The following is a 24,464-nucleotide window of genomic DNA, read 5'->3' as shown; positions in this document are numbered from 1 at the left end:
TAAATGGATAAACGTGTAACAACCTTTTTGCAAACTCGACCAGACCTTCAGCAGTTTATACGAAGTAATCCAATATGGTATCGTTTTTTAGCTCGGGATCCAAATCAATTAGCGGAACTAGAAAAAGAGGCAAAGGTTTTCTATGGGAAAACGATGCCACAGCGGTTAGAAAAAGCGAATGATCGCGTACAGTTACTTGGAATGCTCTTGCAATTTGCAGAAACGATGAAAGACTAGTGTTAAATCATTTTCATAGACTAAATTAAATGATACTATAATAGTGGAGGTGGTAAGGTAGTGATCGCAACACTTGAATTTGTAGATGTTCTAGACCGTGCAGAGCAATTAGGAAAAATGGTAATGCAGTCGGAAGAAATGAAGGCTTACAAAAACGCACGTCGTGATATGGACGGTGACATAGAGACACAAAAGCTGATTACGGCTTTTAACAATATAAAGGGTGATTATGAGGATATCCAACGATTTGGGCGCTATCATCCAGATTATAATGAAATAATGAAAAAGGTAAGAGCTGCAAAACGAGCAGTGGATATGAATGACAAAGTTGCAGCATTTAAAGTGACAGAAAGAAATTTACAAAGATTATTAGATGAACTTAGTCAAATCATTGCCTTAGGTGTTAGTGAACAAATTAAAGTTCCAATCGATGGAGCAGCATTAACCGATAGTGGCTGTGGCTGTGGAAGTGGTGGAGGCTGTGGCTGTCAAGCTTCATAGTGAATTCAAATGCAAATAACTTATTGGATTGCTGAAAGATGCTCTTTTTGTTAAAATATGTTCAAAAGGATATAAGTGAGGATTACCATGAGAATGAATCGTCAAGGACTTGTCGTTTGGTTTCAGCATATGAAAAACATTAGACAATTAAAAAAATACGGTCATTTATTGTATGCGTCAAAGCGATTAAAGTATGCTGTTATTTATGTTGACCAGGATGAGCTAGAAAACGTGGAAACGAAAATATTAAAACATTCTTTTGTATCGCGTATCGATCGATCGTATAAACCATTTGTAAATACGATGTTTGAAAATGCAAAGCCAGATAAAGCAAAGCAATATGATTACAAAATGGGTATTTAAGCCTGCAGGATAGAAGCTTCTATCCGCAGGCTTTTTTAATTTTAAACAAAGAAAAAACCTGCAGAAACAATTTCTGCAGGTCCCTTTGTTTTCTTGTTGAAAACAAAAAGGCAAAGGGAGAGGAGAAACCGGAGGAGAACTTATGGGGAAGTGTAAGTCTCTTCTCCGTTTGAAACAACTAAGCTACGCAAGAGTCGTTTCGTTATTCTAGTATGATCAAATCGGTATTTTTTTATACATTTTTTCTTTATAATCAGGATATAAAATGAAAAATAGAGAAAAAACACTATTTGAAACTGCAATTTCTTTTTCTTTATGTTAGGATTAATTCGGATAAATGTTCTGTTTAAGGGTGATAAAATGCGAGTAGTAGCAGGAGTACATAAAGGAAGACAATTAAAAGCAGTTCCTGGAAAAGCAACGAGACCAACAACAGATAAAGTGAAAGAAGCAGTATTTCAGATAATGGGGCCTTTTTTTACAGGAGGAAGTTGTCTTGATTTGTTTGCCGGAAGTGGTTCATTAGGAATAGAAGCGTTGAGTAGAGGTATGGAGACCGCAATCTTTGTAGACAAGCAATCAAAAGCAATTCAAACTATAAAAGAGAATGTAAGAACACTAGGTTTACGTGATTATGTTGAAATATATCGAACAGATGCATATCGAGCCATTTATGCAGCTGCAAAAAGGAATCTACAATTTTCATTAATTCTACTTGATCCACCATATGGAAAATTAAATTATAAAGAATTTATTGAAAAAATACTCGAGTTAGAGCTATTAAAGGAAGATGGCTACATATATTGCGAGCATGATGCAAGCGAACGACTGCCGCATACGATTGCAGGGCTTGTGTGCATGAAAGAATACGATTATGGTGGAACAATTGGTGTGACCATCTATAAAAAAACAACGATTGTAGGAGGCGGTTATAATGAGTAGATTGGCAATATGTCCAGGAAGCTTTGATCCGATTACATATGGTCACTTAGATATTATTGAACGTGGAGCACGTATTTTTGATAATGTCATTGTAGCAGTATTTAATAATCAAGCAAAGTTTCCGTTGTTTACAGTTGAGGAAAGAATTCAATTAATCAAAGAATCTACAAAGCATCTTCCCAATGTATCAGTGGATGCAAGTGATGGTTTGTTAATCGACTATGCGGAAAAAATAAACGCACAGGTTATTCTTCGTGGATTACGAGCTGTGAGTGATTTTGAATATGAAATGCAAATCACTTCGATGAATAGAAAACTAAATAATGATATCGAAACATTGTTCATGATGACGAATAACCAATACTCATTTTTAAGCTCAAGTATTGTGAAAGAAGTAGCGAAATATGGTGCAGGCGTAGCTGACCTTGTTCCAAAACCAGTAGAAAAAGCATTGGCAAAAAAATTTAAAGATGTACCTATATCTGACTAAAGATAAAGATAAAGATGTTGCTAAATTAGCAGCATCTTTTTTACTTTATCATTAATCATCGATTATGAGACGCTCGTTGAAGTAATAGAATGGCACTAATACCGAGGAATAGTATTGTAATTGCTGGACCAAAATCCTGAATGAATTGCATCGTAGCACTCCAATGATTTTCGAAAACCATTTGGAAAGCCGGAACCGGATTAGATTGAAAAAATGCAGGTCGCTCAGTATATAATGGACGATACAATAGTACGGTTAACAGTGCAGCGATGAATCCGTGTAGTATTCTTCCAAAAAAATAAGGTAAAAATCGTATGTCCGTTTTAGCAAGGATGCTTGCAACTTGAGCTTGAATGGAAAGTCCATTAAATCCTAGAATAAAGCTAATAATAATGATGCTTGCTAGTAATGGCGCCTCCGTTGTATTGGAAATCATATTGGCACCAATCGTTATTTCAAACAGGCCTGAAATGAATGGTAACGTCAGTTCTCCTGGAATAGAAAAGAGCGATAAGATAGATTCGAAAAAAGTAGCAATCATTGGCGTAATTTTTACTAAATATAAAATTTTAGTAAGCACAGAAAACAAAATGATGAAGCCGCCGACCATTACTAATGTTTTAATGGAACTAAGCACTGCATCTCCTAATATTTCTCCAAATGGCCTCGGATCATGGATTCTCGTTTCGTGCATCGCTCGAAATGCTCTGAAAAAGGATACCTTTTCTTTTTGATTGTTTGTCGGTCTTTCCTGTGAACGACCGTAAAAGCGCATAAGGATACCGACAATCGCGTTACCAACATAATGGCAGGTGGCAATTAATAATCCGAGCTTCGGATCATAGAAAAAACCTACTGATACCGCACCAAATATAAATAATGGGCTAGAAGCGTTTGAGAATGCAACCAGACGTTCTGCTTCTATCCGTGTTAATTGCTTTTCTTCACGTAATCGAACAGTAATCTTAGCCCCAGTTGGATAGCCACTTGCCATTCCCATAATCCACGCAAAGCTTCCAGTGCCCGGAACATTAAAAAGAGGACGCATGATTGGTTCGAACAATACACCGAGAAATTTTACTACTCCAAAGCTTAATAAAAGCTCAGCAGTAATAAAAAATGGAAGCAGAGAAGGAAATACAATACCCCACCACATGTCAAGTCCATGTAGGCTGGCGTCGAATGCATCTTTGGGGAAAGTAACTAACGAGATTGCAATGAATATTGTAAAGCCAGATAATAGGATCGTTTTCATTAATTGCCTCATTGACTTCCTCCTAATTGGTGGTGTTGGTTCCTGTACTTCTCTTTTTGAACGTAGTAAAATAATAATGCTATCATGATGTTGTTTTAGCTAATATGTTATGGACAACCAAGGTTCTTTTATCAATATACGCATGTACCGTATCGGTTTATGCCATTCACTTTTTTAAAGATACATATCAAGAAGCTTCGTGAGCATGATCCGCGAAATATAGTAATAGATGAGAGCAAGAATTTGGAAGGGGTTAATCAATGAAATTCACAAAAAGGCAACTCGTAACACTCGTATTAATGTCAGCACTTGTACTATTTTTATCAATGTATAAATTACCGTTTTACATATATAAGCCTGGGGGTGCAGATGCACTTAATCCAATTGTAGAAGTAGAAGGTGGACATAAAAGTAAAGGCGATATGCACCTTGTAACTGTTCGAGGTGGTCAAGCGACACCAATGCAATTTATATTGGCAAAATTGTTACCACATCAAGAAGTGCTACCACTTCATGAGGTTCGGCCTGAAGGGGTATCTGAGGAGGCTTACTTTCAAGCGCAATTACAAATGATGGAAAGCTCACAGGAAGCGTCAACTGTTGTAGCATATAAAGCAGCTAATGAACAAATAAAAATAGAATATAATGGTGTCTATGTTGTTTCTGTTGTTGAAGGAATGCCCGCCGATGGGCAGTTAAAATCAGGTGATCGGATAATTGGTATTGATTCCAAAAAAATAACCGAAGCGAAAGACCTCATCGATTTTGTAGATGGCAAACAAGCTGGTGATTCTGTTCAGTTAAAAATAGTACGTGATGATAAAGAATTGACAAAAGAAGTTACGTTGGAGACCTTCCAAGATGATGAAGAAAAGGTTGGGTTGGGTATTCAGCTTGTTACTGATCGAAGTGTTGAGGTCAACCCTAACATTACCTTTGCTAGTGGAAGTATTGGCGGCCCTAGTGCAGGATTGATGTTTTCTTTAGAAATTTATGATCAATTAGTAGAAGAGGATATAACGAAGGGGTATCAGATTGCTGGAACGGGTGAAATCGACTATGATGGCCGTGTCTATCGAATTGGTGGTATTGATAAAAAAGTCATTGCTGCTGATAAAGAAGGTTGTGATATCTTTTTTGCTCCAAATGAAGGTGGAGCAGCAAACTCGAATTATGAAATTGCGATTGATACAGTAAATGAAATTGATTCAGATATGAAAATCGTTCCAGTAGATAGCTTTCAGGATGCCATTGATTATTTAGAAACGATTGATACGAAAAAATGAATTATCGAAAGTAATAAAAAAGCTACCTCATAAACGAAAAAGAGCTCGATTATCTTTTTTTGATAATCGAGCTTAATAACGTACTAAGCTTGTATTGGGGCTGATAGCTCTTTGCGAAACAATTCCTGTTTTTGTGCCGAAGAAAGAATACTATAATAAGCATGGGTAGCTCTTTCTTCGATTTGTAACATCGGATGCATGCTTCGTGAAAGCTTTGTCACAATAGGCACATCCATCTGTTTCTTTTTAATATTTAAATAGTGTTGTCCAGATGGACTCATCCCTAACAGCCTTACATATGGAATCCTTTCCATTAGGTTTAAAGAGGCTATTTCCGCTTTTTTTGTATTCGTTAAAATATGTACGAAGATACGTTGAATGCGCGTCCAAGTATACCGTTTTGACTTAATTAACTGCACCCATTCATGGAAGCTTGAAGCCTTTTTAGCTGTTTTATAGATCCGATATTCTAGTCCTTCGATGACACCTTCGATTAAGGCAAGTTCTTTACTCCCCATAGTAAGCACGCGATATTGAAGAAAAGGAAAATAGGCCTCCCATTGATGCCACTGTGAAGCCTTATCCTTATAAGCTTGTAAAACCTCAAAGGTTGGAGAAGGCATAGTTTGAGCTAAATCGTTTAACTGGGACTGCTTAACTAGAAGCTCACTTCGAATACTCGTAGCACTTGCAATCGTGTCAGAGATATCAACATCATGGTAGTTGTTTTTAATTCTTTTTATTGTTACTGGCTTGATTGGTAAATGCTGTTCAAGTATTTCTTTTACATAGCTAAAACCAAGTATATTATTTGGCTTGGAAAGGTCAAAATCCTTAGTAAGTCCAATATGCTCATAGGCAATTTTACTAGCTTCAGGGAAAGATAGTCCTTTATTTAGGTTTTCGTGTAACAGTGCTTTATATGTATTTAACTTATTTTTGAGGAGCTGATAGCTTGTCAAAAAATCGTGAATATCTCCAGATTCACTGCCAAAACAAACGGAGTCAACACCAATTTTTGATAATGTTTGAATCGATCCTTTGGCAAAAAGCTCACTGCTTTGTACAGAAAATGCGTAAGGCAATTCTAAAACTATATCGATGCCGCTTTTTAATGCAGCTTGTACACGATGGAATTTATCGATGATTGCCGGCTCTCCACGTTGGAGAAAAGAGCCACTCATAACAGCAATCATGATATCAGCATCAGTCGTTTTTTTTGCTTGTTGCAAATGATATAAATGCCCATTGTGAAAAGGATTGTATTCAACAACTAGTCCACATGCTCGCATAGTCCCATCTCCAAATATAAATTGATGGTTATAATTGTACCAAAGATTGTTGCTCGTTGCATCGCCTTCAACTTGCGCATGATTAATGCAATGCTAGAAGGGAATACTATTCGAAATGATAAATTTTTGCTTCTGTAAAGAGAATGATATTGACAAATACCGATTTTCATTTTAAAATTACTTTTGTTGCCTTGAGGTGAAGGAAATGAAATTTACATTAGGACAAATTAAAAAAAATGCACATTCAAAACCATTTTCCTTTGATGGAGAAGTAGATGTGTCTGAACTAGAAACGATGAATAATGACATTCGTCTTATTAAACCAGTTCATGTTTATGGTGATTGCACCATGAGCGGAGATCAGTTTATTTTTTCGTTTACGATTCAAGGAGAAATGGTATTACCATGTGCACGTACATTAGTCGATGTACCATATCCATTCGAAATAAAAACACAGGAAATTTTTTCTGCTTCACCATATTTAGAAAATGAAGATGAAGCAAATGAAATTCATCCGGTGAATGGAGAAGTGCTTGACTTAACTCCATTTATAAAGGAAAATATTCTATTGGAGATTCCTTTTCGTGTTTTTTCCGATGAAGCAAATACTGAGAACAATATCCCTATTAAAGGGAATGGATGGGAAGTACTTTCTGAGGAAATAAGTGAAAAGAAAATAGACCCTCGCTTGCAAAAGCTAGAGTCCTTATTAAAAGATAGTAAGCAAAAATAGTAAGATGCTTTTCATTTGAAGGAGGTGTAAGTCATGGCAGTACCGAAGCGAAGAACTTCTAAAAAGGTTAAAAATCAACGTCGTACGCATAAAAAGCTACATGTACCTGGCATGGTAGAATGTTCAAATTGTGGTGAGTTAACAAAGCCACACCATGTATGTAAATCATGTGGACATTACGATGGAAAAGAAGTAGTTAATAGCTAATGAACGTATAAAACAGATCACTATTTGAAGTGATCTGTTTTTTGTTTATAGAAAAAGAGATTCTTACATTGATTCTCTCGGTTTCGTAGTCATTGGACAGTAATCGCTATTCGGGCTATGATAAATATGATATTTTGTACGGAGCATGCTGAGAAAGGAATTGATGAAGGTGGCAGGCAATGTAACATTAGCGTTCGAAGCGGCAGGCTATGGAGTTATCACATTACATAGACCAGAAAAACATAATGCTATTTCGAAAAAGATGACACAGGACTTGAACGATTGTTTAGAAAAAGCGAAGCAAAAACCGTTAAAGTTTTTAGTTTTGACGGGATTCGGAGATAAGATGTTTTGTTCTGGTGGAGATTTATATGATTTACACGGGGATTTATCTCCTGATGAAGCATTTTCGATCTTGTATCCAATGAAAGAGGTATTATATAAAATTGTAGCTTTTCCAGTTCCAGTTATCTGCTTGTTGAATGGCAATGCGCTTGGAGGTGGTTGCGAAATAGCCACTGCATGTGATATTCGAATCGCAAAAGAATCTACTACATTTGGATTTGTACAAAGTACATTAGGCATTGTTCCTGGATGGGGTGGGGGGGTCTTGCTCTATGAAAAGGTGCATCATACATTCGCATTTCAATGGTTATTAGAAGGAGCTATCTATTCAACATCCTATTTAATGGAAAAGGGATGGATACAACAAGTAGTTGATAAATCTCAATGGTCTGATCCTAATGTTTTCCTTCAACCCTATATTTTAAAATCAGTTGATCAAATGAAACTATTGAAAGCGCAGTATAAGAAAAAACTATCCGCTCTAGCATTAAACGCTGAAATGAATGCAGAGGTTCGAAGCTGTGCAACGTTATGGGATAGTCCAGAGCATAAGCAAGCAGTCCACCGGTTTATGCATCGTAAATAGTACTTGATAGTGACTTTTTATATCGTTTTATGAAACAGTTATTCTATCATTCCTATTTTTTGCATACATTGTAAGCAAACATGTAAGGAGTGATGGTATGAATGTGACACGGCAGGATGCATGGACAGAAGAGGAAGATATGATACTTGCTGAAACAGTACTTCGCTATATTCGTGATGGGAAGACACAACTTGAAGCTTTTAAAGAAGTAGCAGAAAGGCTATCTCGAACGGCGGCTGCCTGTGGCTTTCGTTGGAATGCAACCATTCGAAAGCAATATGAAGATGCGATACAGCGTGCAAAAGAAGAGCGGAAGCGCGGGGGGACATATAGTGCAGAAGCTGTGAAAGATGATGTAGAAAAAGATACGATAGATTCCGCGATATTATTGTTGGAGAAAATGCGATCAGGATTTGCAATGGAGTTTAGCTCCAACAAGAAAAAACAAAAGCAGGCGGAGCTGTTAGAGGAAGAAAATAGAAGGTTAAAAGAACAACTCCTTCGATATGAGAATGCATGGCAAGAAATGGGGAAATTATGGAGCTGGGTAAACGATAAAGCACTTAAATAGCCTTACACGCTGAAATCATACTATACTTGGTTGCCGAAATGAAATAAAAGAGGCGTTGGCCTCTTTTATTACGTTATTCGACTCCTTTTTCGCTAACCCCTTGTGGTAACCAAATTAATGGGTTTTCTCCTAAATCACGCTGCATATCATAATGCGCTTTCTGAAATCCCATCTTTTCCCAAAAGCCATGTGAGTTAACCCTTGGATTCGTCTTAATTGGAAGTTCAAAGCTTTTTGCAAAATCAACCAATACCTTTCCATACCCTTTATTACGGTAGTGTGGGATTACCTCTAGCTTCCACAGTTCTAAATAATCATGTGCTGGTTCAAAATAAGCATCATATTTCTTATCTACTTTATATAAGCTCATTCGTGCAATTAACGTATCTCCATAATAAATTCCATAAAAAGGCGATTCACTGTTGTTCTCAACAATATTCGATTCTAGATCCTCTAGCATGGACAATTCCTGATGTCCGTATTCCTTAAATCGTTTAAACTCCTCTAATGTTTTGTAGTTGATTAAGAGACGCTCCACCTTGATCGTGTCCAATGCAACTTCCCCCTTCGTTGAAAATTGTTTTTGTTTTTACCCCTTTTATATTATTATAGTATAAAAAAATATAGAAAGAAATGACAGGGTAGCAAGTGTGGTGAAACATTTCCTTTTTCCCTGACTGAATATTACAATGGAGAGGCGTATAACCATGAAAATAGGAGTAATCGGCGGTGGCTCGATCGGTTTGTTAATTACAGGATTTCTAAACAATCTGCATGAGGTTACATTGTATGTACGAAGATTAGAGCAAAAGAACGACCTGATGCGCTTTGGATTAAAAAAAGCTAATTCTACGCAATCGCAGTATATTACTGTAAAGCTACTCGAAGAATTAGAGGAAGTAGATTATTTGTTTTTATGTGTGAAGCAATACCATTTGCCTAACGTTTTGTTAAGTATCCGACAGCATGTAAATCGTTCAACGCCTCTTATTTTTTTGCAAAACGGGATGGGGCATGTGAAATTGTTAGAATCGCTTGAATATCCTACAATTGTTGGGATTGTAGAGCATGGAGCTCTCAAACACAATGATTATACGTACCAGCACACAGGCCATGGATGTATTCGGTTAGCGACATATAAAGGAATCGATATAGAAAAATTAGCGAATGTCAAAAGGCAGCTTGAACAGTCAGATTTTCCAATTATAGTTGAAAACCGATGGGAACAGATGCTAGTAGAGAAATTAATTATAAATGTAGTAATTAATCCTTTAACTGCTTTGTTTCACGTTACGAATGGCCAGCTGAATGAGAATCCTTACCTTCATGCGATTGCCAAGGAAATTTGTTATGAGGCAGCTATGGTTTTAGGCGTTGATTTTTCAACGCATTGGCATCGGGTGCAACAAATCGCAGAAAAGACAAAAAATAATTATTCCTCCATGCTTATAGATATAATTGCGGGGAGACGTACAGAGATTTCTTCCATCACAGGATATATAATGGAAAGAGCAGAAAAGGCAATTCCGAATATAGCTTTTATTCATGATGCCGTGCTTGCGATGGAATGGAACAGGGGGAAACAAAATAAATGATCGATATGATGGCATATTTCATTGCGATTTTCGTAACCGTACCACCAATTACAACTTTTTTAATTTATCGATTGCTCCGTCTTAAATCGAATTATTCACGCAATGCATTTTTTAAGGCAGTGAATTGGACGACATTATTATACATAATTGCAGTATTTATTATTTTGAATAATTTGTTTGATCAATTTTTTATTGGTATTTTTCTACTTGTACTATTAATATTATTTACGGTTATCATTATCGTTCAATGGAAAACAAAAATAGAAATAAATTATCAAGCAGCATTTAAAGTGCTTTGGCGAAGCTGCTTTTTGCTTTTCTCATTTTTATATTTCGTATTAATATGCTATGGAATTTTAGGGAAGATCTTTGTTTAACGAATTCAGGAAGCCTCTTTGGCGGATACGATAAAAGTATACCTTCCATTGGGTCGATTAAACCCCTAAACAGAATACATGAAAAGAAAGGTAAACTTATGTAAAATACATAATGGAAGTATTTATCCTACATAAAACTGACAGCCCCAAATTGAGGGGACGTCGAGGAATGATTTATTAAAGTTTTACTTTATTAAAATAAAAGGAGTAAGTTATTTATGCATATAGACCCTATTCAATTGAATGGTCAGAACAAACTAATTCGAGATTACAGAAACAATGATGATGCAATTATGTCTTATTTTGATTATGCATTTTCACTAACAGATTTAAATAATAGGGTCCGTGATTTAAACAACCGTCAATTTAAACGTGAACAACTATCTGAATGCTTACTATCAATGAATAAAGCATGGGATGCTTCAAATAAAACAATTACGAACATCCATCGTTTAAAGGATGAAAATAGTGTCGTTATAATCGGTGGACAACAAGCTGGAATATTAACGGGGCCAATGTATACGATTAATAAAATAATTTCTATCCTGTACCATGCAAAGGAACAAGAAAAATCACTTGGAATACCGGTTATACCTGTGTTCTGGATTGCTGGGGAAGATCATGATTTCGATGAAATTAATCATGTATATTTACCAGGAAAGAAAGAAATGCAAAAACATAAGCTTCTTCAAAAAGTGATGTACAAATATCCGGTTTCTGATATTAAATTGGATAAACCCGTAGTGGAAGAATGGTTGTATCAAATATGTTCGCAGTTAAAGGAGACAGCTTATACGAACGATCTTTATCAGTCATTACAGAACTGTTTATTCCTTTCAGAAACGTATGTCGACTTTTTTGCTAGGATCATTCATCTGCTTTTCGCTGAAGAAGGTCTCGTTTTAGTTGATTCAGGAAATGAAGCGCTTCGTAAATTAGAAAGCGACTATTTTGTCCGGATGCTGGAGAAACAATCAGAGATTAGTTCAGGTGTTTATGAGACGATACGTCGTATCAAGGAAAAGGATTATCCAGTTTCTTTAGATTGTAATGAAAGGGATGCACATCTATTCTACCATTATAACAATGAGAGAATTTTATTGACTCGAGATCAAAATGGAGATTGGCTTGGAAAGCAAGACGAAGTAAAGCTTACTACTGAAGAAATATTACATATCGCAGAAAATTATCCTGAACAATTAAGTAACAATGTAGTAACACGGCCAGTAATGCAAGAACTCTTGTTTCCATCATTAGCTTTTATAGGTGGACCAGGAGAAATTGCATATTGGTCTGTCTTGAAGCCTGCATTTCATGCACTAGATATGAAGATGCCGCCAGTGCTGCCGCGATTGTCGTTTACGTATATTGATCGTCATATCGAAAAAATAGCACACAAATATAACATTTCGATTGAATCTGCAGTGAATGGTGGAATAGATCAGGTGAGGGCGGATTGGCTAGCAAGCCAGCATAACCCACAGGTTCATGCTGTTGTAGCGCAATTAAAACAAACATTAACAGAAGCACACAAGCCACTTCGCGAAATCGCAAAGAATCTTCGCGCAGATCTTGGAGAAATAGGAGAAAGAAACCTTTCCCATTTACATTCTGAAATTGCGTATTTTGAAAAACGAATTTTGCAAGCAATCGAGGAAAAATGTTCGAAAGAGCTAGAGGAATTTGACTTGCTACAAAAAGCACTTCATCCTGCTGGCGGACTTCAGGAAAGAATATGGAATCCGTTGCCGTTCATTAACGAGCATGGTGCATCATTTATTAGCCAATTATTAGATCAATCTTTTAGGATGGATGAGGACCATTATATTGTTTATTTATAATTTCCCCCACCATTCTCCACTTTTTTAATTATCATGATTTTGTTTCTGTTTATTCATACTAAATAATTGACCTGAATCTAGCATAAACCTTGTTTCAACAAGGTTTATGCTTTTTTTGCTTGATCATTTTTTAGAGGATAAGACGAGTGGCTTTTGATCATATCGAATACCAATAAAGCTTGTTTTTCTAAAAAAATATGCTTTTTTTAGAAAAAAAGTGGTGAAATGTGGGGTGTTGTGGTAATATGAAAATATGAAAGTGGGGCGGACTCTATGTTTATGGGAGAATACCAACATAGCATTGATACAAAGGGAAGAATAATTGTTCCCTCCAAGTTCCGTGATGGACTTGGAGATAGCTTTGTTGTGACCCGTGGACTAGATAAATGCTTGTTCGCCTATCCAATGCAAGAATGGAAGGCACTAGAAGACAAGTTAAAGCAGCTTCCATTAACAAAAAAAGATGCTAGAGCCTTCACTCGTTTTTTCTTTTCAGGCGCAGTAGAATGTGATGTTGATAAACAGGGAAGAATAAATATCCCGCAACCACTTCGAAAATATGCAGTTCTAGATAAGGATTGCATAGTCATTGGCGTATCTAACCGGATCGAATTCTGGGCGAAAGAGAACTGGGAGGATTATTTCAATGAATCAGAAGAGTCATTTGCGGAAATCGCCGAAAACCTAATGGATTTTGATATTTAGGAACATAAAGGTAGCGGTGGAATTTATAAAGAAGGTGAACCCATGTTTGAACATTATACCGTGTTAAAAAAGGAAGCCATTGAAGGGCTATCCATTAAGCCAAATGGTACATATATAGATTGTACAGTTGGTGGTGGAGGGCATTCAGAAGAAATAGCTTCTCGCTTAAATGAGAATGGATTGCTTATTGCATTTGATCAGGATCAAGATGCTTTAAAAGCAGCGAAAGAAAGATTAAAGCTCTATCAGGATCGAATATTATTTATACACAGTAACTTTAGTCAACTAACAGAACAATTAACCAAGCATGAGATAACTCATGTGGATGGCATATTATTTGATTTAGGGGTCTCTTCTCCTCAGTTAGACAGAGAGGATCGAGGGTTCAGTTATCAGCATGATGCACCGCTTGATATGCGGATGAATAGAGAACAAGATTTAACTGCATGGGATGTCGTTAATCATTGGGAATATAACGATTTAGTAGCAATTTTCTTTACATATGGCGAAGAAAAGTTTTCAAAGCAAATTGCGAGAAAAATTGAAGCATATCGTGAAAAACAACCCATCGATACAACGCACCAATTAGTAGATATCATTAAGGATGGAATTCCTGCACCCGCAAGGAGAAAGGGTGGACATCCAGCAAAACGAATTTTTCAAGCAATTCGCATAGCTGTAAACAATGAATTGCAAGTGTTTAATGATGCACTTCATCAAGCGGCGAAACTTGTTTCTGTGGATGGTCGTATCGTTGTGATTACCTTCCATTCATTAGAAGACAGACTATGTAAGCAAGCTTTTAAAAAATGGAGTACAAGAAAAGAAACGCCACGGAACTTACCGGTTATTCCAAAAGAAAATGAAGCACCATTTAAATTAGTGACTAGAAAACCAATCGTGGCAGAAGATAACGAACTTGATGAAAACCGTAGATCAAGATCAGCAAAACTAAGAATCGTGGAAAAAACAAAAGCGTGGAACGATGACTTTACTTATGAAGAAGGGTGGAAAAAATAATGGCAGCAAATCACGCAAGAAGCTGGGAACAATCTTATACTGTCCAGACGCCGCAACAGGATAAACAAAAAGTCATAATTCGTAAAGCGGGATGGATTACAAAGGGTGAAAAGATTTTGTATTCTGTGGTAGCAATCATCCTTGTTGTTGCTGCAACATTGGTTGTTTCTTTTTCTTCTTCAACGGACGCATTAAATAGAGAGTTGCAATCATTAGAAAAAACCGTTCAAACGCAACAGCTTAGCAATGAACACTTGCAATATGAAGTAAAAGAGTTAAGTGAGCCTGAACGAATTATTAAAATCGCAAAGGAAAATGGCTTGAAAATACAAAATGCTACTGTAAAACAAGCGGCTTCATTCCATAATTGATCGGGTGAAGGAAAATGAAAAAAAATAAAACAACGCATATGATGGCTGGTATCCTTATTGTTTGTTTTGTTGGTTTGTTTTTACTTTTAACTGGTCGTTTTTTGTACATTCAAGTAACTGGTGAAGTGGATAACGTATCATTAAAGGATTGGGCCAAGGAAAAAAGAACAGCCTCTTATTCGATCGAAGCGGAACGAGGAAAAATATATGATAGTAGCGGAATGCTACTGGCTTATGATCGACCAACTTTTCGACTTTATGCTATCGTCGATAAAGCCTATTCTAAAAATTTAAAGGAGCCTAAGCATGTCGAAGATCCGGAGAAAACTGCGGAAATGCTGGCTCCTTTATTAAATATGGACAAAACGTACATCGTAAAACGAATAAAAGATGGAATTGAAAAAGGTCGAACACAGGTGGAATTCGGTGCGAAGGGGAAACAACTTTCGCAAAAAAAGAAAGAAGAGATTGAAGCATTAAAGCTGCCTGGCATTAATTTTACGGAGGAAGCGATCCGATATTATCCGAATGGGAAATTTGCATCACATATCATTGGATTTGCACAAGAATCAGAAAAGAAAACGGACACAGGAGTGGAACAAAATATAACCGGTGTCACTGGGATTGAAAAAGAAATGAATGATTTATTAGCCGGAAAGGATGGCTATATTTCATTCGAGCGTGATCGGTTTAATAAGAAACTGCTTGATCCCAATGAAAAAATAAAGAAACCACATGATGGTGATGATATATACTTAACAATTGATCAAAAAATACAAACATTGCTAGAGGATGTAATGAGTCAGGTAGAGGATAAATATGAGCCAGAACGGCTAACGGCGATTGTTATGAATCCTAAAACTGGTGAAATTCTCGCAATGAGCAACCGGCCGAGCTATGATCCAAATAACCCAGCAGACGTAAAGAACTGGTACGATGATGCGATATCCACCCCGATAGAGCCAGGTTCTACAATGAAAATATTTACATGGGCTTCTGCTATCGAAGAAGGAGTCTACAACGGAGCGGATTTATATAAATCAGGAAAGTACAAGATTAATAAGCAAATTAGGGCAATCCCAGATCATAACTATGGAAAGGGATGGGGAACCATATCTTATGATGAAGGGTTCCAACGTTCCTCCAACGTTGCTGCTGCTAAACTTGCTTGGGAAAAGCTTGGTCCTGAGAAGTACCTAGAGTATTTAAAAGCATTTGATTTCGATAAAGAAACGAACATTGATTTACCGGGTGAAGTTAAAGGGAAGATTCTTTATAATTGGCCACTTGAAAAAGCTACTACAGCTTTTGGGCAAGGAAGTACGATCACACCAATCCAGCAAATGAAGGCTGCAACAGCCATTGCAAATAACGGAAAAATGATGCAGCCATTTGTTTTAAAGAAAATTGTTGATGCAAACAACGGTACAATTATTGAAGAAAGCAAGCCTAAGGTGGTAGGGGAGCCGATATCTCCAGAAACCTCGAAGCAAATGTTAAACTTGATGGAATCTGTTGTAAACGGAAAGTATGGTACAGGTAAAATGTACGCATTGGATGATTATTCCGTTGTTGGAAAAACAGGAACAGCACAAATTCCTGATCCAGAAACAGGTGGATATATGAGTGGAGTAGAAAATAACCTCTATTCTTTTCTTGGAATGGCTCCAAAGGATGATCCACAATTAATGATGTATGTATCGATTAAACAACCAAAATTATTCTTTGAAGAAGGCTATGAGCATGGAGCTACGCCAACATCATTTATTTTTAAAAATGTGATGCAAAACGGGCTACATTATATGGACATTAAGCCAGATAAAAGTGAGAACAATAAAACGCAGAAAGTTAAGGTTCCAGATCTGGTAGGAGAATCTGTGACTAAAGTAAAACAGGTATTAGCAGAAAAAGATATTCATGTTACTGTAATAGGTTCTGGAGATACGATAACTCGTGCTAACGTGGCAGTGGGTGATGATATTCTCCCGGGCAAACGTGTGCTTTTGTTGACAGAAAATCCTAGCATGCCATCGGTTATTGGCTGGTCGATGCGAGATGTACTTCAGCTGGCGCAATTAACCGAATTAAAGCTTGAAACAATTGGCAATGGATATGTTGTGAAGCAAAGCATTCAACAAGGGAAACCAATAAAAGAAAATGCATACCTTGGCGTGGAATTGAAGCCACCAAATAAGCTGAAACTAGAAAAAAACACGGAAGAAAAAGAAGCGCAACAAAGTGATGGTGACATAGAATAAAAATAGTGGAGCTGCTTGTAGCTAGTACTCCATATATGTGAATTATTTTCTCAGAAAAACAGTGTTCTAATCTATATTCTATCTCATATAGTTGATACAAGCATACCTATGAAAAGGGGTAAAAAGATGAAGCGAGTATCGACTGTGACCGTTAGAAAAAGATTAGTTACTGTTTTTCTTATTGGCATTTTATTCTTTGGAATCATTGACTTTCGTTTAGGTTATGTGCAATTTGTTATTGGAGATAAACTTATGGGGCTTGCTGATGAATCTTGGAGTAGAGATATTCTCTTTGAACCTGAGCGAGGTTTAATATTAGATGTAAATGGGGAAGTATTAGCAGAAAACGTAACAGCACCTTCTGTTGTAGTTGTACCCAGACAAATTAAAAATCCACAGGAAACAGCAGAGAAGCTGGCAGCTATTTTACATATATCTGTTGAAAAAGCGTACAAGCAAATAACAAAGTCAGCTATGTCCTCACAAATAAGACCAGAAGGGATAAAGATTTCTGAAGAGCAGGAAAAAGCAATCCGTACACTTGATATGGAAGGTGTGTATTTAGCAAAGGATTCAAAGCGACATTATCCGTTCGGAGATGATTTAGCTCATGTTCTTGGATTTACGGGTATAGATAATCAGGGCTTAATGGGTTTAGAACTTTATCATGATGAGAAATTAAGTGGTGAAAAAGGAAGTCTTTCATTTTATTCGGATGCAAAGGGAGGTAAGCTAAAGCAGCTTGCAGATGTATATAAAGCACCAGAGGATGGCTTAGATTTAAAAACTACGATCGATAGTAGAGTGCAAACAATTATTGAAAGAGAGCTTGACCTTGCTGTCGCAAAATATAATCCAGATGGCGCGTTAGCGATTGCCGTGAATCCGAAAAATGGTTCAGTATTAGGAATGGCAGCAAGACCAGCTTTCCATCCAGAAAAATATCAAGAAGTGGATGCTGATATTTATAATCGTAATTTACCGATTTGGAGTACCTATGAACCGGGCTCAACATTTAAAATTATTACATTAGCCGCAGCTTTAGAAGAAGGAGTCGTTGATTTACAAAAGGATCATTATCATGACTCAGGTTCGATTAAAGTTGGTGGTGCGAAGCTACGCTGCTGGAAAAGTGGAGGCCATGGTCATCAATCTTATTTGGAAGTTGTTGAAAACTCGTGCAACCCCGGATTCGTTAATCTTGGACAGAAATTGGGAAAAGAACGGTTATTTAGTTACATCCGAGATTTTGGGTTTGGAACGAAGACAGGGATTGATTTACAAGGAGAAGGTAATGGGATTCTCTTTAAGCCAGAAAATGTTGGGCCGGTCGAGTTAGCCACAACTGCTTTTGGACAAGGCGTATCTGTTACCCCTATACAGCAAGTAATGGCAGTATCAGCCGCAGTAAATGGCGGCTACTTGTATGAGCCGTTTGTTGCTAAAGAATGGATTGATCCACAAACAAATAGCACAGTAAAAGAACATCAACCAGTATTAAAGGAACGCATTATTTCTGACGCCACCTCAAAGGAAGTTCGGAATGCGTTAGAAAGTGTTGTAGCAAAAGGTACAGGTAGACCAGCTTATGTTGATGGTTATCGTGTCGGAGGGAAAACTGGAACTGCCCAAAAGGTTGGGCCAGATGGGAAATATATGTCGAACAACCATATTGTTTCTTTTATAGGATTTGCTCCTGCAGATGATCCAGAGATTGTTGTCTATGTAGCGGTTGATAATCCAAAAGGAACGGTTCAATTTGGTGGTGTTGTGACAGCCCCTATTGTTGGTACGATTATTGGTGATAGTCTTAACGCTTTAGGCGTTAAAAGACGAAAAGATGGACTAGAAAAAGAGTATAAATGGCCTGAACAGCCAAAGGTCGAGGTTCCCTCTTTAGTTGGATTGAAAAAAAAGGAGATTGTTGAATTTCAAACTAATTTAGCTATTGAAACAAGTGGTAAGGGAGACTATATTATTGATCAGTCACCAAAGCCAGGTGTGAAAGTAGAGCAAGGTTCTAAGATTCGGATTTATCTTTCAAATAAAAAATAATCGAGATTCAAGGTGAATTTTGCTATAATAAATGGGATATAAAATGAAGAGGGTGATCCACCCTCTTAAAAATTGTTTCGGTTTAGAATAATTATACTTAGGCATTGTTTCGAAAAAATAATAATGAGGATGTTTACAATGAAATTATTAGAATTACTTACACCCGTACCGTTCTATACTAGTTATAGTGAATTAGACAATATTGAAGTGCAATCGTTAAAGATAGACTCACGTGCAATCGAACAAGGTGATGTTTTTATTTGTATCACTGGTTTTTCGGTCGATGGACATAATTACATACCACAAGCAATCGAAAATGGTGCGGTTGCAATCATTGCTGAAAAGAAAGTAGAGGCAGCAGTTCCTGTGATTGTTGTATCGGATACAACACGCGCATTGGCTTTGCTTGCTTCTCATTTTTATAATTATCCTTCAAGTCAGCTCCCGCTCATTGGAATTACTGGGACGAATGGGAAAACGACTATAACATATCTTTTAGATTCAATCTATCGAGTAAATGGAAAGAAAACAGGTGTTATTGGTACGATTCAAATGAAAATTGGGGATGAGGCGTTTCCAATTCAAAACACAACGCCAGATGCACTTTTTCTCCAACGCACATTCCATCAGATGATAGAAGCAGGAGTGGAACAGGGGATAATGGAGGTTTCCTCGCATGCCTTAGATCAAGGAAGAGTTCATGGTACAGATTTTGATATAGCCATATTTACGAATTTATCTCAGGATCATCTTGATTATCATAAAGATTTAGATGATTATTTACGTGCGAAGAGTCTGCTTTTTGCCCAATTAGGAAATAGTTATATAAAAGCAGGAAGAAAATTTGCTATCTTAAATGCGGATGATTCCTCCATCGATCTCTTAAAACGAAGTACGGCACAGCATGTTTTAACATATGGTTGTCGTAATGATGCGGATGTATCGGCAACAGATATCCAGCTACACGCAGGGGAAACAACGTATACACTCGTAACACCTATCGGAACGATTAACGTGAAGAGTAGATTAATTGGCATGTTTAATGTGTATAATATGCTCGCAGCCGCAAGTGCTGCAATAGCAGATGGGGTTAACCTTCAAGTTATTAAGCAAGCTTTTGAAACGATTCCTGGAGTAAATGGTCGTTTTGAACCAGTAAAAGCTGGGCAAGATTTTGGTGTGATAGTGGATTATGCGCATACACCGGATTCATTAGAAAATGTATTACAAACAGTACAAGAGTTTGTGAAAGGAAAAATATATGCGATTGTTGGCTGCGGAGGAGACCGTGATCGAACGAAGCGTCCGCTGATGGCACAAATTGCTACAAAATATGCTGATCACGCCGTACTTACGTCTGATAATCCTAGAACAGAACAGCCTGAAGCAATTTTGCAAGACATGGTTAATGGGTTAACAAAAGAAACAAATTATGAGGTCATCGTTGATCGGAAGCAAGCAATACACCATGCTGTAGCACTTGCTAAAAACGATGATATCATTCTTATAGCTGGAAAGGGACATGAGACGTATCAACAAATCGGTCATGAAAAACTTCATTTTGATGATCGTGAGGTTGCTCAGGAAGCTATAGTAGCTAAGGAGAGAAAATAATGTTATTTACAACACAATGGATTGCTAGTGTGTTTGAAAATTATCGTGGAGAAGCACAGTCTGCAATTCCTATCAATGCGGTATCAACAGACAGCCGAGAAAATGCCTCCCACTCACTTTTTATCCCTTTAGTTGGTGAAAAGTTTGATGGTCATGATTATATAAAGCAAGCTTTTAATAATGGTGCTGTTGCAGCGATTTGGAATAAAGACAAAGCGTTACCCCGATTCCTACCGACTGACTTTCCAGTTTTTTTAGTTGAGGATACGGATCTCGCCCTGCAGAAGCTGGCAGCGGCATATCGAGATCTAGTTGACCCTGTTGTTATTGGCGTTACAGGCTCAAACGGGAAGACAACAACAAAGGAAATGGTCGCAGCTATTGCAAGCACAAGCTATAAGACCCATTTTACACAAGGAAACTTTAATAACCATATTGGACTGCCGTTAACAATATTATCAATGACACGCGATACAGAACTGCTTGTGCTGGAAATGGGAATGAACCATTTTGGTGAGATTGAACGTTTAACGAAAATTTCTAAGCCTGATTATGCAGTCATTACAAATATTGGGGAATCACATATTGAGTTTCTCGGTTCACGTGAAGGCATTGCCAAGGCAAAATTAGAAATTCGACTTGGATTAAAGCAAAATGGTTGCCTCATTATCGATGGCGATGAACCATTACTAAATCATGTTAAAAAGGATGATAATGTATTAACATGTGGGCTTGAATCTGAGAACGATGTTGTTTTGTCAGATGTTACCATTAGTAATACCCAAACAAGCTTTAAGCTCTCGGATAATTATTCATATTCTATTCCATTACTCGGAGTACATAATGCCAAAAATGCTTCGTATGCGATTGCGGTTGGAAGGAAACTAAATATTGGGCAGGAGCAAATAGAAAAGGCGCTAGCTACTTTGCCGCCAACTTCTATGCGTATGGAAATTACACGAGGAGCATCAGGTGTTGCAATCATCAATGATACGTATAATGCTTCGCCAACTTCTATGGTTGCTGCTATTGAAGTAATAAAACAAATGACAGGGTACAAGAACAAAGTGCTTGTACTGGGAGATATATTTGAGTTAGGGGATAAAGCTAAACAGTTACATCAGTCTGTAGCAGCAAGTATCGAGCCTCCAATTACTGTCTTGTATACGGTAGGCAAGGAAGCGGAAATCATTAGTAAGACTGTATGCAAACAGCAACCTAACATGCTATGTGCGCATTTTCAATCAAAAGAGGATTTATTGGGAGAATTGCACGAATATCTTATGCACGATACATTAGTATTATTCAAAGCCTCACGTGGAATGCAATTTGAAACAATGGTAAAAGCAATCCAATCATAATAATAAATGAACAACAATAGCGCAGTACGCAACAACGATTTCGTTTGGACGGTTTATACAAGGAGGAATTACAGTGAATATTTTCGTTATGACGATAACAATAGCAATTGCATTTTTAATTACCGTCCTCTTATCACCGATATTTATCCCATTTCTAAGAAGATTAAAGTTTGGACAAAGTATTCGCGAAGAGGGCCCAAAATCACATATGAAGAAAACAGGTACACCAACGATGGGTGGAATAATGATCGTATTCAGTATCGTTATAACTGCAATTATAATGGCAGGGAAATATACGGCGAGTGGCAATATTGGCTATGAGCTTTGGCTATTAATTTTTGTGCTTGTTGGCTATGGATTACTTGGTTTTTTAGATGACTTTATTAAAGTCGTAATGAAGCGAAATTTAGGGCTAACGTCAAAGCAAAAAATGCTTGGACAATTAGTGATCGCATTTATTTTTTACTTTATTTTACGTAGTAACGACTTTCCAACACATATTCAAATTCCTGGTACTACCATTCAGTGGGATTTAGGCTGGGGATACGCAATCCTAATCGTATTTATGCTTGTTGGAGCCTCAAACGCTGTTAATTTAACGGATGGGCTAGACGGTTTACTGGCGGGGACGGCAGCAATAGCGTTTGGAGCTTTTGGAATTCTTGCTTGGCACGGTTTCCCACAGCAGGAAATTGGGATTTTTGCTTTAGCCGTTGTTGGTGCGCTCCTTGGCTTCTTGGTATTTAACGCACATCCAGCAAAGGTATTTATGGGTGATACAGGTTCATTAGCACTCGGTGGTGCAATTGCGGCTATTGCTATCTTAATGAAGTTAGAAATATTATTAGTCATCGTTGGTGGTGTATTTGTAATTGAAACATTGTCGGTTATTATTCAAGTCATATCATTTAAAACGACTGGCAAACGTATTTTTAAAATGAGTCCATTACATCATCACTATGAGCTATTAGGTTGGTCAGAATGGCGTGTGGTAACTACTTTTTGGTTAGTAGGACTTATTTTCGCCGCTTTAGGAATATATATCGAGGTGTGGCTAGGGTGAAGAAATTAGCGGAATTCCCTTATAAACATATATTAGTACTCGGATTAGCGAAAAGTGGAACTGCGGCTGCGAAAGTTTTACTTCTAAATGATAAACAGGTACGTGTAAATGATATGAAAGCAAAGGGTCTAGATCCAGAAGTAGTGGAGCTGAAAAATATGGGAGCAGAGGTAATACTTGGCTCCCATCCATTATCGACGCTAACAGAGATTGACGTCGTTGTGAAAAATCCCGGAATTCCATATGATAATCCAATCGTTGCTGAGGCAGTGAAGCGCAATATTCCAATTATAACGGAAGTAGAGCTTGCGGGTTATATTGCAGAAGACCAGATTATTGGTATTACCGGATCTAATGGGAAAACAACGACTACGATGCTTATCACTGAAATGCTAAAGGCAAGCAATCAAGGTGTACAGGTAGCGGGAAATATTGGCTTTGTAGCAACAGAAGTTGCACAAGCACTTACGGATGAAGAAAAGCTTGTTCTTGAATTATCTTCCTTCCAGCTCCAAGGAACCTCTCAATTCAGACCTCATATCGCAGTATTATTAAATATTTTTGAAGCGCATTTGGATTATCATAAAACGATGGATGATTATGTAATGGCAAAATGTAATATTTATAAAAATCAACGTGATACGGATATGTTAGTTTATAATGCAGATGACCCTATCCTGTCTAAGAAGGTAGAGGAAGCAACTGCACAAAAGATTCCTTTTTCGGTTACAAGAAAGTTAGCTGATGGAGCTTGGATAGATGAAAACAGTATCTACTTTAAATCGGAGAAGGTAATGGATCGCCATTCAGTTGTTTTAGTTGGGGAGCATAATATGGAGAATATATTAGCTGCAGTTAGTGCAGCGAAGCTAGGAGGAGCAACGAACAAAGGTATTCAGAAGGTATTGCGTACTTTTTCGGGTGTAGAGCACCGGCTACAATTTGTGGACGTTATACAAGATCGTCAATTTTATAATGACTCCAAAGCAACCAATATGCTGGCAACAAAAAAAGCGTTAGCGTCATTTCAGCAGCCTGTAATTTTATTAGCGGGGGGACTAGATAGAGGAAATTCATTTGATGATTTAATCCCTTATTTAGAAAACGTGAAAGCGATGGTATTATTCGGGCAAACTGCAGCAAAACTTAGTCAAACAGCTCTAAAAGCAGGAATAGAGAAACAAATCGCTGTAAAAAACATGCAAGAAGCAGTGAAAGAAGCATATTCCTTGTCTGATCCAGGTGATGTAATCTTATTGTCTCCTGCCTGTGCAAGCTGGGATCAATATCGTACGTTTGAAGAAAGAGGAGACATGTTTATGCAAGCCGTGCATACATTAAAGTAGGGGCTTGTTTCAAAGAAAATGAATGATGTATATAATTGCTAGAAGCCCCT

The 24,464-nt window shown here is 37.3% G+C and carries 25 protein-coding genes; 22 read left to right on the top strand and 3 right to left on the bottom strand.

Translation table 11 applies throughout. The features are described from left to right. The first annotated feature begins 3 nt into the window (after positions 1 to 3). The 5 genes from QBK89_RS10095 to coaD all read left to right on the top strand — a co-directional run bounded on the left by QBK89_RS10095 (position 4) and on the right by coaD (position 2,533). Positions 4 to 237 carry a YlbE-like family protein gene (locus QBK89_RS10095; protein WP_284140923.1) on the top strand — a complete coding sequence of 78 codons (234 nt, stop codon included), beginning with the start codon at positions 4 to 6 and terminating at the stop codon, positions 235 to 237. A gap of 60 nt (positions 238 to 297) precedes the next feature. After that, positions 298 to 738 (top strand): YlbF/YmcA family competence regulator, encoded by a 441-nt coding sequence (locus QBK89_RS10090; RefSeq protein WP_284140922.1) that lies wholly within the window; start codon positions 298 to 300, stop codon positions 736 to 738. Between the two features lie 87 nt (positions 739 to 825). Further along, a complete protein-coding gene (locus QBK89_RS10085; protein WP_284140921.1) occupies positions 826 to 1,101 on the top strand; it encodes a YlbG family protein in 276 nt (91 codons plus the stop codon). Positions 1,102 to 1,461: 360 nt separating this feature from the next. After that, a complete protein-coding gene (gene rsmD, locus QBK89_RS10080; RefSeq protein WP_284140920.1) occupies positions 1,462 to 2,043 on the top strand; it encodes a 16S rRNA (guanine(966)-N(2))-methyltransferase RsmD in 582 nt (193 codons plus the stop codon). Beyond that, positions 2,036 to 2,533, top strand: a complete 498-nt coding sequence (gene coaD, locus QBK89_RS10075) for a pantetheine-phosphate adenylyltransferase (protein WP_284140919.1) — start codon at positions 2,036 to 2,038, stop codon at positions 2,531 to 2,533. Before rsmD ends, coaD begins: the two co-directional genes overlap by 8 nt. Before the next feature lie 55 nt (positions 2,534 to 2,588). On the opposite strand, the gene ylbJ is transcribed toward coaD, so the two are convergent. Then, complete coding sequence (ylbJ, locus tag QBK89_RS10070; protein WP_284140918.1) at positions 2,589 to 3,800, bottom strand: sporulation integral membrane protein YlbJ; 1,212 nt, start codon at positions 3,798 to 3,800, stop codon at positions 2,589 to 2,591. A 248-nt stretch (positions 3,801 to 4,048) separates the two neighbouring features. Between ylbJ and QBK89_RS10065 the strand changes: the two genes are divergently transcribed. Continuing rightward, the gene (locus tag QBK89_RS10065; RefSeq protein WP_284140917.1) at positions 4,049 to 5,074 is read left to right on the top strand and encodes a SepM family pheromone-processing serine protease; all 1,026 of its coding nucleotides are present in this window, start codon (positions 4,049 to 4,051) and stop codon (positions 5,072 to 5,074) included. 83 nt (positions 5,075 to 5,157) lie between these two features. On the opposite strand, the gene QBK89_RS10060 is transcribed toward QBK89_RS10065, so the two are convergent. After that, the gene (locus tag QBK89_RS10060; protein WP_284140916.1) at positions 5,158 to 6,366 is read right to left on the bottom strand and encodes a nucleotidyltransferase; all 1,209 of its coding nucleotides are present in this window, start codon (positions 6,364 to 6,366) and stop codon (positions 5,158 to 5,160) included. Between the two features lie 205 nt (positions 6,367 to 6,571). On the opposite strand from QBK89_RS10060, the gene QBK89_RS10055 reads away from it, so the two are divergent. From QBK89_RS10055 to QBK89_RS10040, 4 genes are all read left to right on the top strand, one after another. After that, on the top strand, positions 6,572 to 7,099 hold the full coding sequence (locus tag QBK89_RS10055; RefSeq protein WP_284140915.1) for a YceD family protein: 528 nt from the start codon (positions 6,572 to 6,574) through the stop codon (positions 7,097 to 7,099). Positions 7,100 to 7,132: 33 nt separating this feature from the next. Next, positions 7,133 to 7,306, top strand: a complete 174-nt coding sequence (gene rpmF / locus QBK89_RS10050; protein WP_284140914.1) for a 50S ribosomal protein L32 — start codon at positions 7,133 to 7,135, stop codon at positions 7,304 to 7,306. Positions 7,307 to 7,475: 169 nt separating this feature from the next. Further along, positions 7,476 to 8,237, top strand: coding sequence for an enoyl-CoA hydratase/isomerase family protein (locus QBK89_RS10045; RefSeq protein WP_284140913.1), 762 nt, complete (start codon positions 7,476 to 7,478; stop codon positions 8,235 to 8,237). Positions 8,238 to 8,334: 97 nt separating this feature from the next. After that, positions 8,335 to 8,808 (top strand): RsfA family transcriptional regulator, encoded by a 474-nt coding sequence (locus tag QBK89_RS10040; protein WP_284140912.1) that lies wholly within the window; start codon positions 8,335 to 8,337, stop codon positions 8,806 to 8,808. 73 nt (positions 8,809 to 8,881) lie between these two features. On the opposite strand, the gene QBK89_RS10035 is transcribed toward QBK89_RS10040, so the two are convergent. Next, positions 8,882 to 9,361, bottom strand: a complete 480-nt coding sequence (locus tag QBK89_RS10035) for an N-acetyltransferase (protein WP_284140911.1) — start codon at positions 9,359 to 9,361, stop codon at positions 8,882 to 8,884. 154 nt (positions 9,362 to 9,515) lie between these two features. Here QBK89_RS10035 and QBK89_RS10030 point away from each other — a divergent pair, with 154 nt between their 5' ends. The 12 genes from QBK89_RS10030 (at position 9,516) to murD (ending at position 24,414) form a co-directional block, all read left to right on the top strand. After that, positions 9,516 to 10,403, top strand: coding sequence for a 2-dehydropantoate 2-reductase (locus tag QBK89_RS10030; protein ID WP_284140910.1), 888 nt, complete (start codon positions 9,516 to 9,518; stop codon positions 10,401 to 10,403). Further along, the gene (locus QBK89_RS10025) at positions 10,400 to 10,780 is read left to right on the top strand and encodes a DUF3397 domain-containing protein (RefSeq protein WP_284140909.1); all 381 of its coding nucleotides are present in this window, start codon (positions 10,400 to 10,402) and stop codon (positions 10,778 to 10,780) included. The genes QBK89_RS10030 and QBK89_RS10025 overlap by 4 nt, the downstream gene beginning before the upstream one ends. A 218-nt stretch (positions 10,781 to 10,998) precedes the next feature. After that, positions 10,999 to 12,621 carry a bacillithiol biosynthesis cysteine-adding enzyme BshC gene (gene bshC, locus QBK89_RS10020; RefSeq protein ID WP_284140908.1) on the top strand — a complete coding sequence of 541 codons (1,623 nt, stop codon included), beginning with the start codon at positions 10,999 to 11,001 and terminating at the stop codon, positions 12,619 to 12,621. 273 nt (positions 12,622 to 12,894) lie between these two features. Further along, positions 12,895 to 13,326: a division/cell wall cluster transcriptional repressor MraZ gene (mraZ, locus tag QBK89_RS10015; RefSeq protein ID WP_284140907.1), complete on the top strand. Its 432-nt coding sequence runs from the start codon at positions 12,895 to 12,897 to the stop codon at positions 13,324 to 13,326. 42 nt (positions 13,327 to 13,368) lie between these two features. After that, positions 13,369 to 14,346 carry a 16S rRNA (cytosine(1402)-N(4))-methyltransferase RsmH gene (gene rsmH, locus QBK89_RS10010; RefSeq protein WP_284140906.1) on the top strand — a complete coding sequence of 326 codons (978 nt, stop codon included), beginning with the start codon at positions 13,369 to 13,371 and terminating at the stop codon, positions 14,344 to 14,346. Continuing rightward, positions 14,346 to 14,717: a cell division protein FtsL gene (ftsL, locus tag QBK89_RS10005; RefSeq protein WP_284140905.1), complete on the top strand. Its 372-nt coding sequence runs from the start codon at positions 14,346 to 14,348 to the stop codon at positions 14,715 to 14,717. Before rsmH ends, ftsL begins: the two co-directional genes overlap by 1 nt. 14 nt (positions 14,718 to 14,731) lie before the next feature. After that, entirely contained in the window at positions 14,732 to 16,975 is a 2,244-nt protein-coding gene (locus tag QBK89_RS10000; protein WP_284140904.1) for a penicillin-binding protein, read from the top strand. Between the two features lie 126 nt (positions 16,976 to 17,101). Continuing rightward, a complete protein-coding gene (locus tag QBK89_RS09995; RefSeq protein ID WP_284140903.1) occupies positions 17,102 to 19,030 on the top strand; it encodes a stage V sporulation protein D in 1,929 nt (642 codons plus the stop codon). A gap of 138 nt (positions 19,031 to 19,168) precedes the next feature. Next, positions 19,169 to 20,644 carry a UDP-N-acetylmuramoyl-L-alanyl-D-glutamate--2,6-diaminopimelate ligase gene (locus tag QBK89_RS09990; protein ID WP_284140902.1) on the top strand — a complete coding sequence of 492 codons (1,476 nt, stop codon included), beginning with the start codon at positions 19,169 to 19,171 and terminating at the stop codon, positions 20,642 to 20,644. Next, a complete protein-coding gene (locus tag QBK89_RS09985) occupies positions 20,644 to 22,005 on the top strand; it encodes a UDP-N-acetylmuramoyl-tripeptide--D-alanyl-D-alanine ligase (RefSeq protein WP_284140901.1) in 1,362 nt (453 codons plus the stop codon). Before QBK89_RS09990 ends, QBK89_RS09985 begins: the two co-directional genes overlap by 1 nt. Before the next feature lie 88 nt (positions 22,006 to 22,093). Next, on the top strand, positions 22,094 to 23,068 hold the full coding sequence (gene mraY / locus QBK89_RS09980; protein WP_284140980.1) for a phospho-N-acetylmuramoyl-pentapeptide-transferase: 975 nt from the start codon (positions 22,094 to 22,096) through the stop codon (positions 23,066 to 23,068). Beyond that, positions 23,065 to 24,414 carry a UDP-N-acetylmuramoyl-L-alanine--D-glutamate ligase gene (gene murD / locus QBK89_RS09975; RefSeq protein ID WP_284140900.1) on the top strand — a complete coding sequence of 450 codons (1,350 nt, stop codon included), beginning with the start codon at positions 23,065 to 23,067 and terminating at the stop codon, positions 24,412 to 24,414. Before mraY ends, murD begins: the two co-directional genes overlap by 4 nt. Positions 24,415 to 24,464 lie beyond the last annotated feature (50 nt).

The sequence above is a fragment of the Virgibacillus sp. LDC-1 genome, from assembly GCF_030137545.1.
In the GTDB taxonomy this organism is placed as follows: domain Bacteria; phylum Bacillota; class Bacilli; order Bacillales; family Amphibacillaceae; genus LDC-1.
The sequence above is the reverse complement of the archived record's forward strand: the minus strand, read 5'-3'. Positions and strand labels throughout refer to the sequence as shown.

What these genes read in the sequence shown, in the direction of transcription:
- QBK89_RS10060 (WP_284140916.1), bottom strand. Translation starts at nt 6,366, where the DNA reads ATGCGAGCATGTGGACTAGTTGTTGAATACAATCCTTTTCACAATGGG.
- QBK89_RS10040 (WP_284140912.1), top strand. Translation starts at nt 8,335, where the DNA reads ATGAATGTGACACGGCAGGATGCATGGACAGAAGAGGAAGATATGATA.
- ftsL (WP_284140905.1), top strand. Translation starts at nt 14,346, where the DNA reads ATGGCAGCAAATCACGCAAGAAGCTGGGAACAATCTTATACTGTCCAG.
- rpmF (WP_284140914.1), top strand. Translation starts at nt 7,133, where the DNA reads ATGGCAGTACCGAAGCGAAGAACTTCTAAAAAGGTTAAAAATCAACGT.
- QBK89_RS10085 (WP_284140921.1), top strand. Translation starts at nt 826, where the DNA reads ATGAGAATGAATCGTCAAGGACTTGTCGTTTGGTTTCAGCATATGAAA.
- QBK89_RS10030 (WP_284140910.1), top strand. Translation starts at nt 9,516, where the DNA reads ATGAAAATAGGAGTAATCGGCGGTGGCTCGATCGGTTTGTTAATTACA.
- coaD (WP_284140919.1), top strand. Translation starts at nt 2,036, where the DNA reads ATGAGTAGATTGGCAATATGTCCAGGAAGCTTTGATCCGATTACATAT.
- QBK89_RS09995 (WP_284140903.1), top strand. Translation starts at nt 17,102, where the DNA reads ATGAAGCGAGTATCGACTGTGACCGTTAGAAAAAGATTAGTTACTGTT.
- bshC (WP_284140908.1), top strand. Translation starts at nt 10,999, where the DNA reads ATGCATATAGACCCTATTCAATTGAATGGTCAGAACAAACTAATTCGA.
- QBK89_RS10095 (WP_284140923.1), top strand. Translation starts at nt 4, where the DNA reads ATGGATAAACGTGTAACAACCTTTTTGCAAACTCGACCAGACCTTCAG.
- ylbJ (WP_284140918.1), bottom strand. Translation starts at nt 3,800, where the DNA reads ATGAGGCAATTAATGAAAACGATCCTATTATCTGGCTTTACAATATTC.
- rsmH (WP_284140906.1), top strand. Translation starts at nt 13,369, where the DNA reads ATGTTTGAACATTATACCGTGTTAAAAAAGGAAGCCATTGAAGGGCTA.
- rsmD (WP_284140920.1), top strand. Translation starts at nt 1,462, where the DNA reads ATGCGAGTAGTAGCAGGAGTACATAAAGGAAGACAATTAAAAGCAGTT.
- QBK89_RS10025 (WP_284140909.1), top strand. Translation starts at nt 10,400, where the DNA reads ATGATCGATATGATGGCATATTTCATTGCGATTTTCGTAACCGTACCA.
- mraY (WP_284140980.1), top strand. Translation starts at nt 22,094, where the DNA reads ATGACGATAACAATAGCAATTGCATTTTTAATTACCGTCCTCTTATCA.
- QBK89_RS09985 (WP_284140901.1), top strand. Translation starts at nt 20,644, where the DNA reads ATGTTATTTACAACACAATGGATTGCTAGTGTGTTTGAAAATTATCGT.
- QBK89_RS10055 (WP_284140915.1), top strand. Translation starts at nt 6,572, where the DNA reads ATGAAATTTACATTAGGACAAATTAAAAAAAATGCACATTCAAAACCA.
- QBK89_RS09990 (WP_284140902.1), top strand. Translation starts at nt 19,169, where the DNA reads ATGAAATTATTAGAATTACTTACACCCGTACCGTTCTATACTAGTTAT.
- QBK89_RS10065 (WP_284140917.1), top strand. Translation starts at nt 4,049, where the DNA reads ATGAAATTCACAAAAAGGCAACTCGTAACACTCGTATTAATGTCAGCA.
- QBK89_RS10000 (WP_284140904.1), top strand. Translation starts at nt 14,732, where the DNA reads ATGAAAAAAAATAAAACAACGCATATGATGGCTGGTATCCTTATTGTT.
- mraZ (WP_284140907.1), top strand. Translation starts at nt 12,895, where the DNA reads ATGTTTATGGGAGAATACCAACATAGCATTGATACAAAGGGAAGAATA.